The following is a 15,229-nucleotide window of genomic DNA, read 5'->3' as shown; positions in this document are numbered from 1 at the left end:
CTGCACGATAATTTTTATTCATCAGTGCAGCTTTATAAATACGCCCGCACCTGCTCCAAATTTGCCTTGAGTGTTGCCTGTAGCCGCTGCTTTAAAAACCCAGCTTCCTTTATTGCTGGCCACAGAATAACCGACAGCATAGCCTGATTCACCACGATGTGTGCCGAAACCCATTGTGAGGCCACCATCACCGGCATTCATCGGCTGCGGCAGATTAGCCATAGCGATGGCAGAAGCAATAGCTGCATTTGAGTTATCTTCAATATCATTGATTTTACGATTCAGGTGACTGATATTGTGGCCGATTTTATTGAGTGCATGATTCATCTGACTTACATTAACGGCATCTGTGTCTGCAACGCCGGCTGCTACATTGCTGATTTGTCTCTCGTGGCCGACGCTGCCAATTGAGACACTGTTATTGCGGGTGGCCACTGAACTTTCGCCCAGTGCCACAGAATTTTCTGCTCTGGCCTGTGCATGATTGCCGATTGCTGTGCTGTGGTTGCCAGAGGCTACGGCTCCTGAGCCACCAGCTACAGAACCAGGAGCAGATGGTTGTGGTGCGGTAGTTGTCTCGTTTTGGTTTACCTGAAACATACCCGCGCTGCCATTATTCAGTTTGTTGATATCATTGCTGATGTTAGCCGGATTTTGATTGGATACAGTTGTGACCTGACTAATTTTACGATCAGTATAATCTTTTGCTAAAGACAATATGTTATCCAATTGTCCTGTGTTTATGACGGAGCTAGTTGCTGCTTTAAGCTGAGCAACGGTGGCTGCATCGCTGTCTTGCGCGCCATCGGCTACGTTTTGGATGCGGCGTAGTTGTTCTGGTGTGCCAATGGAGACTACTCCCCTGACTGATGAAAGGGGTTGTTTGGTTAGATATGCATCGCCTAATGCACTGCTGGTAACGGAATTTATACCTAAGGCGATGCTGTTTTCTGTTAAGACTTTGGCGTTCATGCCTAGCGCAGTACCACCTGTTTTGGTTGCAGAGGCACCATTGCCGATGGCAATGGCATTCTCTGCTATTGCCTGAGCATTTTTTCCTATTGCCATTGAGTCCAATGCTAAGGCTTTAGAAAATGCACCCAGTGCCAAGGTGTAATCTTTTGCGGCTTGTGCTCCGCTACCCATAGCAATGGCGTCCTCACCTGAAGATTGGGTGTTGTCTTCGGACTGAAACTTTACATCTTGATCAATTGTCGAAACATTTTTGATATTGGCTGAACCGATGGCTATGGAGCGAAAGCCGGTTGCTGTTGCGGAATGTCCGATAGCCAATGTTCCTTTATTTGTGGCCGCGGCTACATTTCCAATAGCCTGCGCAAAGTCTGCAATGGCCGCGGCCTGACGGCCGATAGCCAGCGATGTATTACCTGATGATAATGCTTCTGGACCTATGGCTGTTGCAGAGCTTGCAGACGCTTTGGCGTGACTTCCCAGTGCTAATGTAAAAGGAGAATAGGCGGATGCGCCAAATCCTATTGCTGCACTGCTTCCATAATCTTTGCCACTGATTTTGTTGTAAGGATTGTTTCTCTCTGCCATGGCCCACCCCTTCACTAATTTAGATTCTTTATCTGAGCCGTTTGCTGCTAAACTTGCGCATCCTATTGCAATATTGCCTACTTCTGTTGGTATAGTATGGTTTTTGGCAGGGGTGACATTGTTTTCACAAGCATCTATTGCAGCTGCTGTATCTCCGATTGCAGCAAAAATATTATTTGATAGGCATAATAAAGCGGATAGGCTTATTTGTGATATCAATGGGCGCAAAGTAGATTTCGGTTGTGTATTCATGGTGATTTCTCCGGTTTGTATCAATGTTGTAAGTATTAAGCTCTAAAGTTTTATATCGAAATATTTGATTAGAGGTGTTGTGTTTTATTTATTCCGATTGATTAATATAATATTGATTATTTGCAATATTATCGTCTATTAATGTCTGTTTTTCAGATGGAATTTAATTTTTATTTTGGATTCCTTAGACTTATTATGCTAAATGATTATTTAAACAGATTATTCATTATTTATGATAATATCATTATAAATATTACCATTCAGCTTTGAATCCTAAAGACCCGTTAAAAGGGGCTTTTATCTGTGCATTTCCGCCGTTAGATTTTGTATGGCCAAATTCTCCGTAAAGTCTCATTTTATTGGAAATTTCGTAGCTGCCTCCAATCGCCATTTCAGTACTGCTATGCGCCAGACTGGTATTTAATGTGGTTGATGCTGTACGAGTAGTGTAAGTGGTGTAATCGTCGCCATCCGGTGAATAGATAAAATTGATTCGTGCATAGGGATGGAATATGCCTTTATTAAACTGAAAATCACCATGCATGCGGCCACCGATACGAAACAGCCAAACATTATTGCTGTTCTGGCTGACGGTTGTGTTTCCGCTTATCTGGCTGTCATTCAGGTGCAACCACTGGCGCATAATCTGTGTCTGGGGCTCCAGTTTCCATGCGCTGTGGCCGACTGTAAAAGGTTTACCTATTTCAACTGATGCTGTGATGCCATGTCCTTTTTGTTTGCTGGCCTGATTACCAGTAGGCCTGATATCTGCCTGATGCTGTGCGCCCTGTAAAACGATGTCTAGATAGCTGCCAGTATTGCTGGTGTAGGTGCTGTAGGCGCCCAGGAAATAAGATTGAATGTCGTTTTTACCTACATCCCCATTTATACCGCTGGCAAAACCGGCTACATTCAGATGACTGTTCAGATACCCGAGGTATCCCCCTGTATGCCAGTGAGGATTGTCCCAAATATCGCTGCCCATTTGTAAACCATTATAGTGACCGCTGGTATGTGGACTGGTGGTTCCATTCTGTCGAATATCAGTACGGCTTGTTATTACTCGTCCCCAGCTTCTGCGTTGTTCTGCTGTTGGTGTGGTGCCTGTACGGCGATGCAGGTTTGCCAACATAAGGCTGTCAGCTTGAAGCAGTTGTGCAGCGGTTGAAGAGTTAAGCGGTGTTTCTTTGCGGTAGGTTGGTTTGGTGATGACTGGTTTGTTATCAGGGTGATTACTTACTATGGTGGTTTTGTCGTCTTGCTTAGGTGTGTCTTTAATGCGTGAGCGCAGATACCAGTTGCTATCTTCTCTGGTCTGATCGCCACTAAATAATCGGTATTCGTAGGCACCGGCATCGACATGGCTGCCAGTCAGTGTGAATACAGGTTCATTTTCTGCATCCGTAATGTTGGTGCCGGCTACACTGATAATTTCAATACCTTTGCTGTCACCTGTGTCGGCGCCGAGACCTTTGATATTGTTAATCTGTATACTGGTTGTGCCTGAGGCATTGCCGCTGATGGCTAGTTTATCGGTAATACTTTTATCATTATTCAGCTCGGTGTCGAGGATGAGTGTGCCTTTGGCGCCGTTATAGTCACCAGTGATTGTAAGATTATCTCCAGTATGCTTGTTACCTAGGCTGATGATGCCAGCATTGGTAACATTGCCGTTGATGATGATGGAATGAGGTTCAGACAGGCTATGGTCTGAGGATGCTTCTGCGGAAAATCCGTTAAATGTTAGTTTTCCGCTGCGATTGATATTCAGCTGATTGGTTGTTAGGTCGCCAGTAAGATTTAGTGTGCTGTCTGTTTGTGACTGGGATTTCCCTCCGATGTTGATGATGCTCCAGTTGCGAAGGGCTGTATCGTTTTCTTTTCCTTCGCTGCTTGAGGAACCAGTAAGCCATCCGTTGATATTCAGTGTATCTATATCTTTCACTCCATTACCGTTTAGCCCATTGGTATCTTTGTTACCCGCATCGAGAACTGTAATAGTGCTGGTGTCGCCCTGATTTATGGTGAAGGTGTCATTGCCGTCGCCAAGTAGTATTTGTCCGCTGACTTTGGCTCCATTATTCAGGATAATGTTTGTATTGGTGTTATCGTCTTGTATGGCAATACCTGAATTTGACTTTATTACAGCATTTTTATCTAAAAGGATGTTAGTTGTTGTACTGGGTTTTCCGCTGATATTGATTGCGGATCCTATATCACCTTGAATTTGGCCATTTGCTTTTATTCGGATGTTTCCAAGTCCATTATTGATGATGTTGATACCATTCAGGTCACCAGATATGTTGCCATTAATCTGATCGATATTGATGTCTTTAGCGCTGCCGCTGTTTTGAGCTATGATGGCGTCGTTGCCGCCTTTAACATTGCCAGCAATTTCAATATTAATGTCTCCAGTACCGATATTGACGGTATTGATGCCATTGTTTGCTCCAGTGAGGGTACCGCCTGAATGATTAATATTAATATTTTTTGCAGTACCGATGTTGATGGCATTAATGCCATCCATCTGATTACCGGTTACATTGCCATTTGTATTGATAAAAATTGAATTTTTACCACTATTCATAGCACTGATGGCAGTACTTGCGCTTATATTTTTGGTATTGATTGTTAATTGCTGTGTGTTGTCGCCGTTTGTGGCGTTGATGCCATTTTGCTCAGCTGTGATGTTTCCTGTATTGATGGTGGTAAAACCTGTTCCGTTATTAAATGCATTTATACCTACGCCGGTATTAATGTCTTTGGCTTGAATGAGAATATTTTTTGTATTTTCCTGATTTTCAGCGGTTATACCGATGCTGCTTTGGTCACTAGAATATATGTTGCCACTTTTGATACTGATGGAGCTATTTTTACCTCTGTTTTGTACTGTGACGACATTACTACTTTCACTGGACTGAATATTCTGTGTATCAATGGATATGTCCTGTGCTAATTCGCCTGTTGTGACGGCAATAGCGGTGCCAGTTGCGTTAATGTTTCCTGTTTTGATATGTGTGAAACCATTACCTTCATTATTGACGATTAAGCCATCACCTTGATTGGTAATATTTTGGGTTTTGATATCTATGTTAGTTGCTGTGTCGTAATTGTTTGCTTGTACAGCAGGGCCACTGTCATACTGACCGATATCCATATCTCTGGATTCGTCAATAATTAACGAGTTAAAGCGGTTGTTGATGACAATTCGTTCCGTGCGTTTTGCCTGATTGTTTTCTGCGTAAGTTGCGCCGCTTACGATTCCACTGAAGGTTTTATTGATTGCTTTCTTTTGATTATCATTGCTATCAGATTCAGAAACGTCGGTATCTGTATTCTGAAGACGAAATGTAAAAGGTGATTGGTTTGCAATGGTTTTTGTTGCGCATGTCATTGTTTCTAAATTTTGAATCTGACAGGCAGCGTAACTGATTTCGGGACAGATCAGTAAAAAGGATAGAATAGTTAATTCAGCGATGGTTTTTTGTCCAAGTGCGGATTTTAGATATGTTGTTATTGTTGAGGAGGGGATCTGATTATTCCAGATGGGATGGTGTTTACTTTTCATTGCTCTGGTTCCCAAATAAAAAGTAATCTATTGTAATCCATTGAATTAACAAAAATATATAATAAAAGTTTAAAACAAACTAATATTACCTAAAAACAACACTTTATCAATGAATGTAAAGAATATTTGTTATATGAATTGGATGATTTTGTCTGTGGAGGATTCTTCACAAGAATAATAAAAAATAAAGGGATTTATTTATCAGATATTTTTTATTGAATAATTATTTTATATTTAATAGAAACCACCTTAATCATAGATTAAGGTGGTTGTTTATATAATGCTAAAAGTAATGCTGGAGCGTTGGGGTTACCAGTCAATTTTTAAGCCGGCTGAAGCATTGACGGGTACTTTTACTTTGGCATTGCCTCCATTTGACCAAGTATGGCCGATTTCTCCATAAATTTTTACAGTATTGTTGATGTCATACGCGCCACCCAGGGCGAGCTCTGTACTCCGATGTGAGGCACCGGCATTAAGTGTGGTTGTTGTGGATATGGTTCGGTAGCTGGTCTTGTCTGAGCCATCAGGTGAGTAGTAGAAATTAACCCGTGCATATGGATGTATTAAGCCTTTATTGAGCTGATATGTTGCTGCTAAACGTCCACCCAGACGGAATAACCACGCATTATTATGCTCCTGACTTACTGAAGTGTGACCACTGATATTGCTATCATTTAGATCCAGCCACTGATGAATAATCTGTGCTTGCGGCTCAATTTTCCAGTTGCTGTTGGCCAGTGTAAATGGTTTGCCTATTTCTATTGAAGCGGTGATACCGTGTCCTTTCTGTTTACTAATAGGATTGTAATCTGGTTTGATGTCTGCACGATGACGTGCTGCCTGTAATACAAAATCAGCGTAAGCTCCGTCGGTACGGGTATAGTTGCTATAAGCACCGATAAAATAGGATTTGGTGGTGTTTTTGCCTACTTTGTCATCTACGCCGCTGGCAAAGCCATCTACATCCAGATTGCCATGTAGATAGCCTATATAGCCACCGATACGCCAGCCATTGCCTGTCCAGACATCACTGCCAAGTTGTAAACCAGCATAATTGCCGGTACTGCGGCCTTCGGCCGGACCGTTTTGCTGAATATCAGTACGGTTTGCAAGAACTCTACCCCAGCTCATGCGTTCTTCAGGTATGGGTGTGGCACCAATACGCTGATGCATATTAGCCAGCATTAGGTTATCTGCTTGTCGTAACTGTGTAGCTACTGTAGCCAGTAATGGCACTTCTTTGCGATACAGTGGTTTGAGTTTAGATGGTTTAACGGTTGTGCCGCCACCAGTACCGCCACCACCAGTACCGCCACCACCAGTACCGCCACCACCAGTACCGCCACCACCAGTACCGCCACCACCAGTACCACCATCCCCAGTGCCACTACCGCCAGTACCGCCATCTCCAGTGCCACCACCGCCAGTACCACCACCGCCAGTACCACCACCGCCAGTACCGCCACCACCAGTACCGCCACCACCAGTACCGCCACCACCAGTACCGCCGCCGCCAGTGCCACCACCAGTGCCACCACCATCTGAAGGATTGGTTTGTTTTTGCGAACGCAGATACCAGTTGTTGCCGTTTTGTTGTAAATCGCCTTTGAATAAATGGTATTCATAAGCTCCTGCACTCAGGCGATTACCGTTCAGTACAAAAGCGTCTTGTGTGCTGCTTCCTTTTACTTCGACAACTTCAATACCATTGGTGTTGCCGGTATCTCCACCCAATCCTTCGACTTTGTCAAATCTGATGGTGGTGTTACCTGAGGCATTGCCCTGAATGATGAGTTTGTCGGCAGTATTGTCTGGAGTATTGCTATCTCTTTGGGCAGAATTAAGTTTTAGATCGAGAATAAGTTTGCCGTTATTACCCTGATAATTTCCGCCAATAGTAAGATTGTCTCCGGTGTAGGTGCTGTTCAGGTTGATGTAGCCTGAATTTAATACATCACCTTCAATGCGTGCTTGTTTAAGGTCAGGAATGAGTCTGATGGTTGTGCCGTCACCGATATTGAGCTGATTTGTGTTCAAATCACCACTTAGATTGAGTGTACTATTCTGTGCCAGATTGATTTTCTCCCAGTTTCGAATGGCAATATTCCCGGCTACACCATTATTGGTGCCTGTTGTTGAACCGGTTAATGTCTGACTAATATTTAATGTATCAATCATGCCATCATTGCTGCTGGTATCATCGCCACCATCCATAACCGTTATTTCACTGACGTTGGTGCCACGGTTTACGTTGAGGATATCACTGCCATTACCCAATTCAATTCGGCCACTGACAGTAGAACCACTTTTTAGTGTCACGTTGGCATTACCTTCCTCATCGCTGATTGCTAGCCCAGATGTAGCGGAAACGCGGCTACCAGTATTAAGCGTGATAGTAGTGGTACTACCGGCTTTGTCATGGCTGATAATACCTGCGCCGTAGCCACCGGTTATCTGGTTTGCTAAGGTGATTAAGGTATTGCCGGTACCGGAATTGCGTGCTTCGATGCCACTGATACCTCCGGTGATTTTGCCACCTGACTGTATAATATTGATATCGGTGGTTTTATTGCCATTCTCAGCCCAGATACCGTAGCCTTTCGTAGCGGTCACTTCTCCCTGCGAAATAATATCTGTGGCATTGCTGCCATTATTTATGGCGTAAATACCGTTATTTCCGGCATGAATAAGTTGAGATTCGATGCGTAATCCAGTGGTTTGATTGTTGTTTTCAATCCGGATGCCGGTATTTTCGGTTGCTGTGATGGTTGCACTGTTCTTGATAACTGTTGAACCGCTACCATTGTTGCTTGCATAAATGCCGTTGTCAGAGCCAGAAACGACATTGGTGCTGATGGTTAGGTCTCGTGTGTTACTGCCATTATTAACAAAGATACCATTACCGGAAGTGGATTTGACGGTTGCACTGGACGTAATTTCGGTGGAATCGTTTCCTGAATTGATGGCATAAATGCCGTTGCTGGTGCCCTGTACATTTTTACTGTTGAGGGTTAATTTCTGGCCGTTGTGGTTGATATGTACACCATCACCATTTTGGGATTCTACGTCTCCAATAGTGGTTATTGATGTAATGCCGTTGCCGTTGTTTTCAGCATAGATACCGTTGGTGTATCCATGAACGGTTGAATTTGTGTATGTTGTCAGATTTTTTGCTGTGGCTGAATTGTGTGCATAGATGCCATCTGTTGTTTCAGACACAACACCCTGACTAACGGTAATGGTTGTTGAACCTGTACCATTATTTGCTACGTAAATTCCTTTGCCATGTCCAGTCACGGCTCCGGCAGTAATTTGCACATCGGTGGCGGTCGGATCATTGACTGCGTAGATGGCATCATCGTTATCAGAGGTTATGGTATTGCCGGAGTTGATGATAGTGGCACCAGTGCCTCTGTTGTTGATACTAATGCCTTTCAATTGCCGGCTATGGATGGATGCTGTGGAAAGATGTACATCGGTACCGTTATGTTCTATATAAATGCCTCGTACATCGGAACCGGACATGTCCTGTGTAGTTGTCAGGGTAAAGGCGGCACCTGTGCTATCGTTTCTGGCATCGATATTAGTGATATTTTTATTATTTGCATTGACAGTTAAATCACCGGCGCCGGTCTGATTGCGTATGGTTAGGGTTTGGTTCAGTTCATCATTAGAAGTATTGATGGTTTGGTTGGCCGGATCGCGATTTTCAATCAGATTATTGGTAATAGTTGTGTCCGCAAAGGCGGTGTTATGCGAAAGGCTTTGCTGTGAAATCGTACATGCTTTGTGGTCAGGAGAAGTGATAAGGCACTGAGCATGAGCTATAGTGGGTGCGGCCAAAGTAATACCTAAGATGCTTAGTAGTTTGACTGTAGCTGTTTTGCCTCCTTTGTGGGCTAATTCTGAGGTAACTATATATGCCTGTACTTGCGCACTCCAGATAAGCTTGTAGATTTTATTCATTTTGATTAACTTTAATCAGGTTAATAATAATTTCGTATTAACGACATATATCTTAAGAACTGGCTTTAAAATGAATAAGATATAGTTCGGATTTCATTCGACTATAAAATATTACCTAAGTCAAAAAATTAACTTTATGATTAATATAAGTATTGTTATACGATGTAAAAAATAGTGTTAGAGATAATTTTGATAGGTCAGAAGCTGTAGGGTGACTGGAAAATGCTACATGCCGGTGAAAAAGAAATTAGCTAAATAATTTAATATATGCGTATCTGATTTTTAGATGTGTATTTTATTTATGCTGAAATAATAAAATAAAATATTTCTGGTTTGATTAGGTAAAGAATGTCTAAATATATACAAAATAAGCAAATTTTAAATATTTATTTATTTTAGACCTGTTGCAAATTAGTTTCACTTAGCTTCTTTTTTATCATTCAATTTGAATAAATTATGGCTAATAAATCATCGATTTGGCTTATTATGGCTAATTATATTAGTGTGAACGATGGATTTTATTGAGCATATTTTAATTTTTAGTGACGAGGAGATGATTATGGGTATTAATTTATTGGGAGCTTAAAGCATAGGTTAGTTATTTGTGATACAGGCTATTGAAATAAAAATTTTTCAGCTTTGGATAATTTATCAGGAACTAATCTCTCTACTCTGCCATGGGATAGTATAAATCCGCCATACTGGCTTTTTACGTCTTAAAATATTTTTCTGACTAAGCTAAAAAATTGAAATATTATTGCTTTCATCTAAAGGTTTCTAAGTTTTTCAATCTTAAGTGGCAGCCTGCAATGCATTTATCTGACAGTTTCACAACATTCTGGCAAATCTATCAACTGATTGATAATTAAATATTAAAATGTAATTTATCCACTTGACGGTAATCATTTGCGTGGATTGTCATTTTAATTATGCATTTTTGCTGCAATATCCGCTGATATTGTGTTAGCATGAAAAAGGTTACTCCAATTATTAACCTGTGCAGCAGAATCTTTTCTGGCACAGGTTTTTTCTTGCTGATAGGTTGTATTTTCTGATTAATTTGCTAATCTGACACGGTAACAATTTATCCGCTCAGGAAAATATATGGCAGATGTAATGGTTCTAGTAGTAGAAGATGAGGCAGCCATTGCCACTCTGATTCAATTTACGCTGGAGCAGGCCGGATTTGCCGTGCAATGTGTACCTAGTGTGGAAGAAGCACAGCCATTTTTACAATCCAGACTGCCAGATGTGCTGCTGCTGGATTGGATGCTGCCGGGTATTTCCGGTATCGATTTTATCCGCCAGCTACGCCGCGATTCCAGAAGCCGTGATTTACCGATTATTTTGCTTACTGCACGCGGTGAAGAAACGGATAAGGAGCAGGGGCTGAATCTGGGCGCTGATGATTATATTACCAAACCTTTTTCACCGCGGGAGCTGATAGCGCGTATCAATGCATTGTTACGCCGCCGGGCTCCACAAAAAACCAGTACCCCATTGTCGGTACAAGGGCTGGAGCTGGATCCGGTACAGCAGCGGGTGCGGGTTAATGGTCAGGCAGTTGCTTTTGGTCCCAGTGAATTTAAATTATTGCATTTTTTTATGACTCATCCAGACAGAATCTATACCCGTAGCCAGCTTTTAGATCAAGTATGGGGAGACCATGTTTTTGTTGAGGAACGTACGGTAGATGTGCACATTCGTCGCTTGAGGCGTGGACTCGAGACTGTAGGCTATGAGCACCTGATACAGACAGTACGTGGCAGTGGCTATCGGTTTTCCTTGTAGTCATTCATACTGAATCTTTCTTCAGGCAGGATGGAATTTATTTATGCCAGAACTGCGTCGTCACCTTTATTTAATACTGATTACACTGATTGTGGTTGTTATGCTGTCACTGCTAACTGGTGGTGTGCAGTCTGTAGTGATCAGTCTGTGTATTCTTTTTTTCTTGTGGCTGGTGGGGTACTGGTATCATCTAATTAAACTCGTACGCTGGCTGGAACGGCCAAAGCTTCGTAATGTGCCACAAGGTATTGGTATTTGGAATACTATTTTCAATACTTTAATGCTACAGGCCAAAAGCCGTAAAAAACGCAAGCAGAAGCTGGGAGTGGCTTTACTACGGTTTAATCGTATTGCTGAAACCATACCCGAAGGGGTGCTTATACTGGGGCTGGATGGCCGTATTCAGTGGCTGAATCATATGGCAGCCATTCATTTAAATCTTGATACCGAGCGGGATATTGATGGCAATTTGGCTGAATTAATCGCTAAAGCTGATTTTCAACAGTTTCTCCATGAGCAGGATACTGAGTTTGCCAATATCAAGCTTACTTTTGACGCAAATGGCAGCGGCTTACCAAGAATACTGAATATTATTCGCACACCATTTGACGAGCAGGCAACTCTGATTATCACGCAGGACATTACAGCGGCAGAGCAGCTAAATGCGACACGTACCGCTTTTGTGGCCAATGTTTCACATGAACTGCGCACTCCTTTGACAGTTATTAATGGTTTTCTGGAAACACTGACGGATATGCCCGAATTACCACAGGAGCAGCGTCAGTCATTTATCGAACTGATGAGTAAAGAGGGTGCGCGTATGCGCAACCTGCTGGCTGATTTATTAACCTTATCACGTCTAGAAAGCCAGACCGATATTTCTTCGCGTAGACAGCCTGTCTGCCTGACGGCTTTGGCTGAGCAAGTGGTGCATGAAGCAATGCTTTTATCGGCAGAGAAGCATTCTTTTATCTCTGAGTTGGCGTCGGATATATGTGTGAATGGTATTCAGCAGGATTTGTATAATGCTTTCAGTAATCTGCTGTTTAATGCTGTACGTTATACGCCGCATCAAGGAACCATCAGCATCCGGCTATGGAGTCAGGATGTTGCGTCAGATGCTAAACAGGCCATTTTTCAGGTGAGCGATACTGGAGGTGGTATTGCCGCGGAACACATTCCTCATCTAACCGAGCGTTTTTATCGGGTCGATTCTGGCCGTTCCCGCCAGAGTGGTGGCACTGGCCTGGGGCTGGCAATTGCTAAACATGCTTTGGCAGAACATGGCGGTAAATTGGAAATTGAAAGTGTGGTGGGAAAAGGCAGTACGTTTAGTGCTGTTCTGCCACAGATGGAAATCAGCAAAGGACTTGACAGCAGCGACACTCCTGCCTAAAATGCGCGCTCTCGGGTCGTTAGCTCAGTCGGTAGAGCAGCGGACTTTTAATCCGTTGGTCGAGCGTTCGAATCGCTCACGACCCACCATCTTTCTTCTATATTCTCTATAATATTTCTTAAATGGCTATTGCCATTTTTCTTCTAACTTGGCCTGTGTGTCTATATTTTGTCATTAAGTAGTTAAATTACAAATTGTTATTGCACTAATAGGGTTGTTTCGATTCTGTATTGTTGTTTATATTTTTTACACAATTAAAGTGTTATCCTCGATCACATCTTCATTTTCTTTTCTGTTATTTTAATAGCCTTTTGGTTGCAGGCACTGTTTTCATTTTTGTTTGTAATCGTGATTTAGTCTGTATGTTAATGTAATATTAATTTACCAACATGCGTTGTTTAGTTGCTAACAAACATGTTTTTTAGTTTTTGAGTGTTTAACTAAGGAATAAACTGCATGTTTTTCTGAATAAAATATATATAATTTAAGCTTTATACCCATTATTAGTAGTCTTTCTAAGCAGGAGTTAGACATTATTTTGTATAAATGTTTTTTGTAGGGTATGCATACTGACTATCAAATACAGAGTTTTGTTTTGTACCAATAAAAGAATTGCAGTTATGTTCTGGATTTTCGATTAAGCTGAAATTTGAACAGAAATTGAGTGTTATATTACTTGTAATCTAATACCTAATATTTTCATCGCAAAATATATAAGTCGTTGCAATAAGGATGCTATATTGGAAGATGAAGCATGCTGGTTAGGTTATCACGGTAAGGTAGGAGAATTAGACGGATAGAGTATTGGATTGTTATTAGATACTCCTCAATGTTGTTTAAAGTTATAAAAAATATAAAAAAATATCTTATTCACTCTGAATGCATATTTAATATCAGAAACAAATACCAATTTTTTTTAAATTGATACAGGAATCTATGTTAGTTGCTGATTCCTGTACCATAGTTTGCAGAAAAATAACAATATAACCGCACTGAATGTTAACCGAACACAAAAATCAGATTAGATTTTGGCATACTTGATACTGTTATTCGGCTTTTTTTTGTTAATCGTATCAGCGCATGGTTAAGCCACCATCGACTGAGATGGATTGTCCTGTAACAAAAGAAGAACAGTCACTAGCTAGCCATAGCACGGCATCGGCAATTTCTTCGGGTCGACCTTGGCGTTGCATCGGTACGGTTTTAACCATTGCATCTAATGCTTCCTTTTGTCCAGATGCTGCCATTTTTTCGGACATAGGCGTGCGAATTAATCCGGGACAGACAGCATTGATGCGAATATTGCGTGTAGCGTATTCTAATGCTGCACTTTTGGTTAATCCTACTACACCGTGTTTAGCAGCATGATAATTAGCACGTTCTGCCCCACCGAGAATTCCGCCTAAGGATGAGCAATTTACAATCACACCATTGCCCTGCTGGCGCATTTGTATCAGTTCATATTTCATACATCCCCATACTCCGCGCAGATTTACACTCATTACACGATCAAAATCCTCTGCTGTGGCATCGGCAGTTTCTGCTAAAACATTTTGTATACCAGCATTATTAAACGCAATATCGAGATGGCCATAGGTAGAAACAATATGCTTTACCATTGCTTCTATATCATCCAAATTGGCTACATTGCAGATAACTGCCTCTGCTTGAAATCCATTCGCAACAAGATCCTGAGCAGCTTTGTTTACTGCCTCTGCATTGATGTCGGCAAGGACGACAGTTGCACCTGATTCTGCAAAAGCACGAGCAGTAGCGAGGCCTATACCTGAAGCAGCACCGGTCACTAAAGCAACTTTATTATCAAAGGAATAATTCATATTTATTTCTCCGGTTAAGATTTAAAGATGTGACTAATTGTTGTAAATAACTCTTTAAAAGTATGGGTTTTAATATGCAGGTTGATTCGTAACCATCCTTTGTTTTTAAGATTCCAATTTATCGTTCTTAAGTTTTAAAAACGTGATTTTTAGGTATAAAATAATATACAAATATAATATTAATATTCAGCTATTCTCATCATATATTTGTTGATGAGCATTGATGGCTGGATAATTTGTAATATGCTGAATTATAAAGAGTAAAACTAGATACTTGGATTTATTACACCTATGAATAAAATTCATTAATCAGTGATGCGCATTAGGCCAGATATAAAGCTTGGAGTTATGACTATGCTGTTGTTTAATGATTTTATTAATGCATAATTTGAAGTTTTCATCTAGTCTGGAAAGTGTGTAGAAAACAAGGCATTAGAGTAGGTGGTTATATTCTGGAAGCAGTTAGTGAATTTATAAAGATAATTGACATCCATTAAGACCTGAAGATTTTTAATATTATTCCTACATAATTACTCGTCTTTCTTTAGCAGCAAGAATCAGTGCTTGGGTATAAAACAAAACGATATCATTCAACATAATTAGTTGAAGTTTGACTATTTTTAAATGCTACATGCTATTTATGTAGGTTAAAACTGGTCTAGCGTTTCGAGCTTGCTTGTGTATATCTTTTAAAAATTTTTAAGGTCTGTAATGAATGCAAAATTTAGATACTAATATGCTTATGTTTTATTTTTATTTATAAATGTCAGTAATAGATTGAACTTTGATTAATTTAAAAAAATTCATTTTTATTCATATAAACGAATAAAGATGTTTACTACCCAGATTAGACTA

General features: G+C 41.0%; 7 protein-coding genes and 1 tRNA gene. 4 read left to right on the top strand and 4 right to left on the bottom strand.

The features are described 5' to 3' along the window. Positions 1-21 precede the first annotated feature (21 nt). The gene (locus tag J3U64_RS08670) at positions 22-1,560 is read right to left on the bottom strand and encodes a YadA-like family protein (protein WP_267408950.1); all 1,539 of its coding nucleotides are present in this window, start codon (positions 1,558-1,560) and stop codon (positions 22-24) included. Between J3U64_RS08670 and J3U64_RS08665 the strand changes: the two genes are divergently transcribed. Then, on the top strand, positions 1,559-1,858 hold the full coding sequence (locus J3U64_RS08665; RefSeq protein ID WP_267408949.1) for a hypothetical protein: 300 nt from the start codon (positions 1,559-1,561) through the stop codon (positions 1,856-1,858). The genes J3U64_RS08670 and J3U64_RS08665 overlap by 2 nt on opposite strands. 207 nt (positions 1,859-2,065) lie before the next feature. On the opposite strand, the gene J3U64_RS08660 is transcribed toward J3U64_RS08665, so the two are convergent. Both J3U64_RS08660 and J3U64_RS08655 read right to left on the bottom strand, forming a co-directional pair. Continuing rightward, complete coding sequence (locus tag J3U64_RS08660) at positions 2,066-5,380, bottom strand: autotransporter outer membrane beta-barrel domain-containing protein (protein ID WP_267408948.1); 3,315 nt, start codon at positions 5,378-5,380, stop codon at positions 2,066-2,068. Between the two features lie 309 nt (positions 5,381-5,689). Continuing rightward, the gene (locus J3U64_RS08655; protein ID WP_267408947.1) at positions 5,690-9,349 is read right to left on the bottom strand and encodes an autotransporter outer membrane beta-barrel domain-containing protein; all 3,660 of its coding nucleotides are present in this window, start codon (positions 9,347-9,349) and stop codon (positions 5,690-5,692) included. Positions 9,350-10,453: 1,104 nt separating this feature from the next. On the opposite strand from J3U64_RS08655, the gene phoB reads away from it, so the two are divergent. The 3 genes from phoB to J3U64_RS08640 all read left to right on the top strand — a co-directional run bounded on the left by phoB (position 10,454) and on the right by J3U64_RS08640 (position 12,625). Then, positions 10,454-11,140 (top strand): phosphate regulon transcriptional regulator PhoB, encoded by a 687-nt coding sequence (gene phoB, locus J3U64_RS08650; protein WP_267408946.1) that lies wholly within the window; start codon positions 10,454-10,456, stop codon positions 11,138-11,140. A gap of 43 nt (positions 11,141-11,183) precedes the next feature. After that, positions 11,184-12,536 carry a phosphate regulon sensor histidine kinase PhoR gene (gene phoR, locus J3U64_RS08645; protein WP_267408945.1) on the top strand — a complete coding sequence of 451 codons (1,353 nt, stop codon included), beginning with the start codon at positions 11,184-11,186 and terminating at the stop codon, positions 12,534-12,536. 13 nt (positions 12,537-12,549) lie between these two features. After that, a tRNA-Lys gene (locus J3U64_RS08640) sits at positions 12,550-12,625 on the top strand. Positions 12,626-13,609: 984 nt separating this feature from the next. On the opposite strand, the gene J3U64_RS08635 is transcribed toward J3U64_RS08640, so the two are convergent. Then, the gene (locus J3U64_RS08635; RefSeq protein ID WP_267392076.1) at positions 13,610-14,374 is read right to left on the bottom strand and encodes an SDR family NAD(P)-dependent oxidoreductase; all 765 of its coding nucleotides are present in this window, start codon (positions 14,372-14,374) and stop codon (positions 13,610-13,612) included. Positions 14,375-15,229 lie beyond the last annotated feature (855 nt).

The organism is Snodgrassella sp. B3800, assembly GCF_026535865.1.
In the GTDB taxonomy this organism is placed as follows: domain Bacteria; phylum Pseudomonadota; class Gammaproteobacteria; order Burkholderiales; family Neisseriaceae; genus Snodgrassella; species Snodgrassella alvi_E.
The sequence above is the reverse complement of the archived record's forward strand: the minus strand, read 5'-3'. Positions and strand labels throughout refer to the sequence as shown.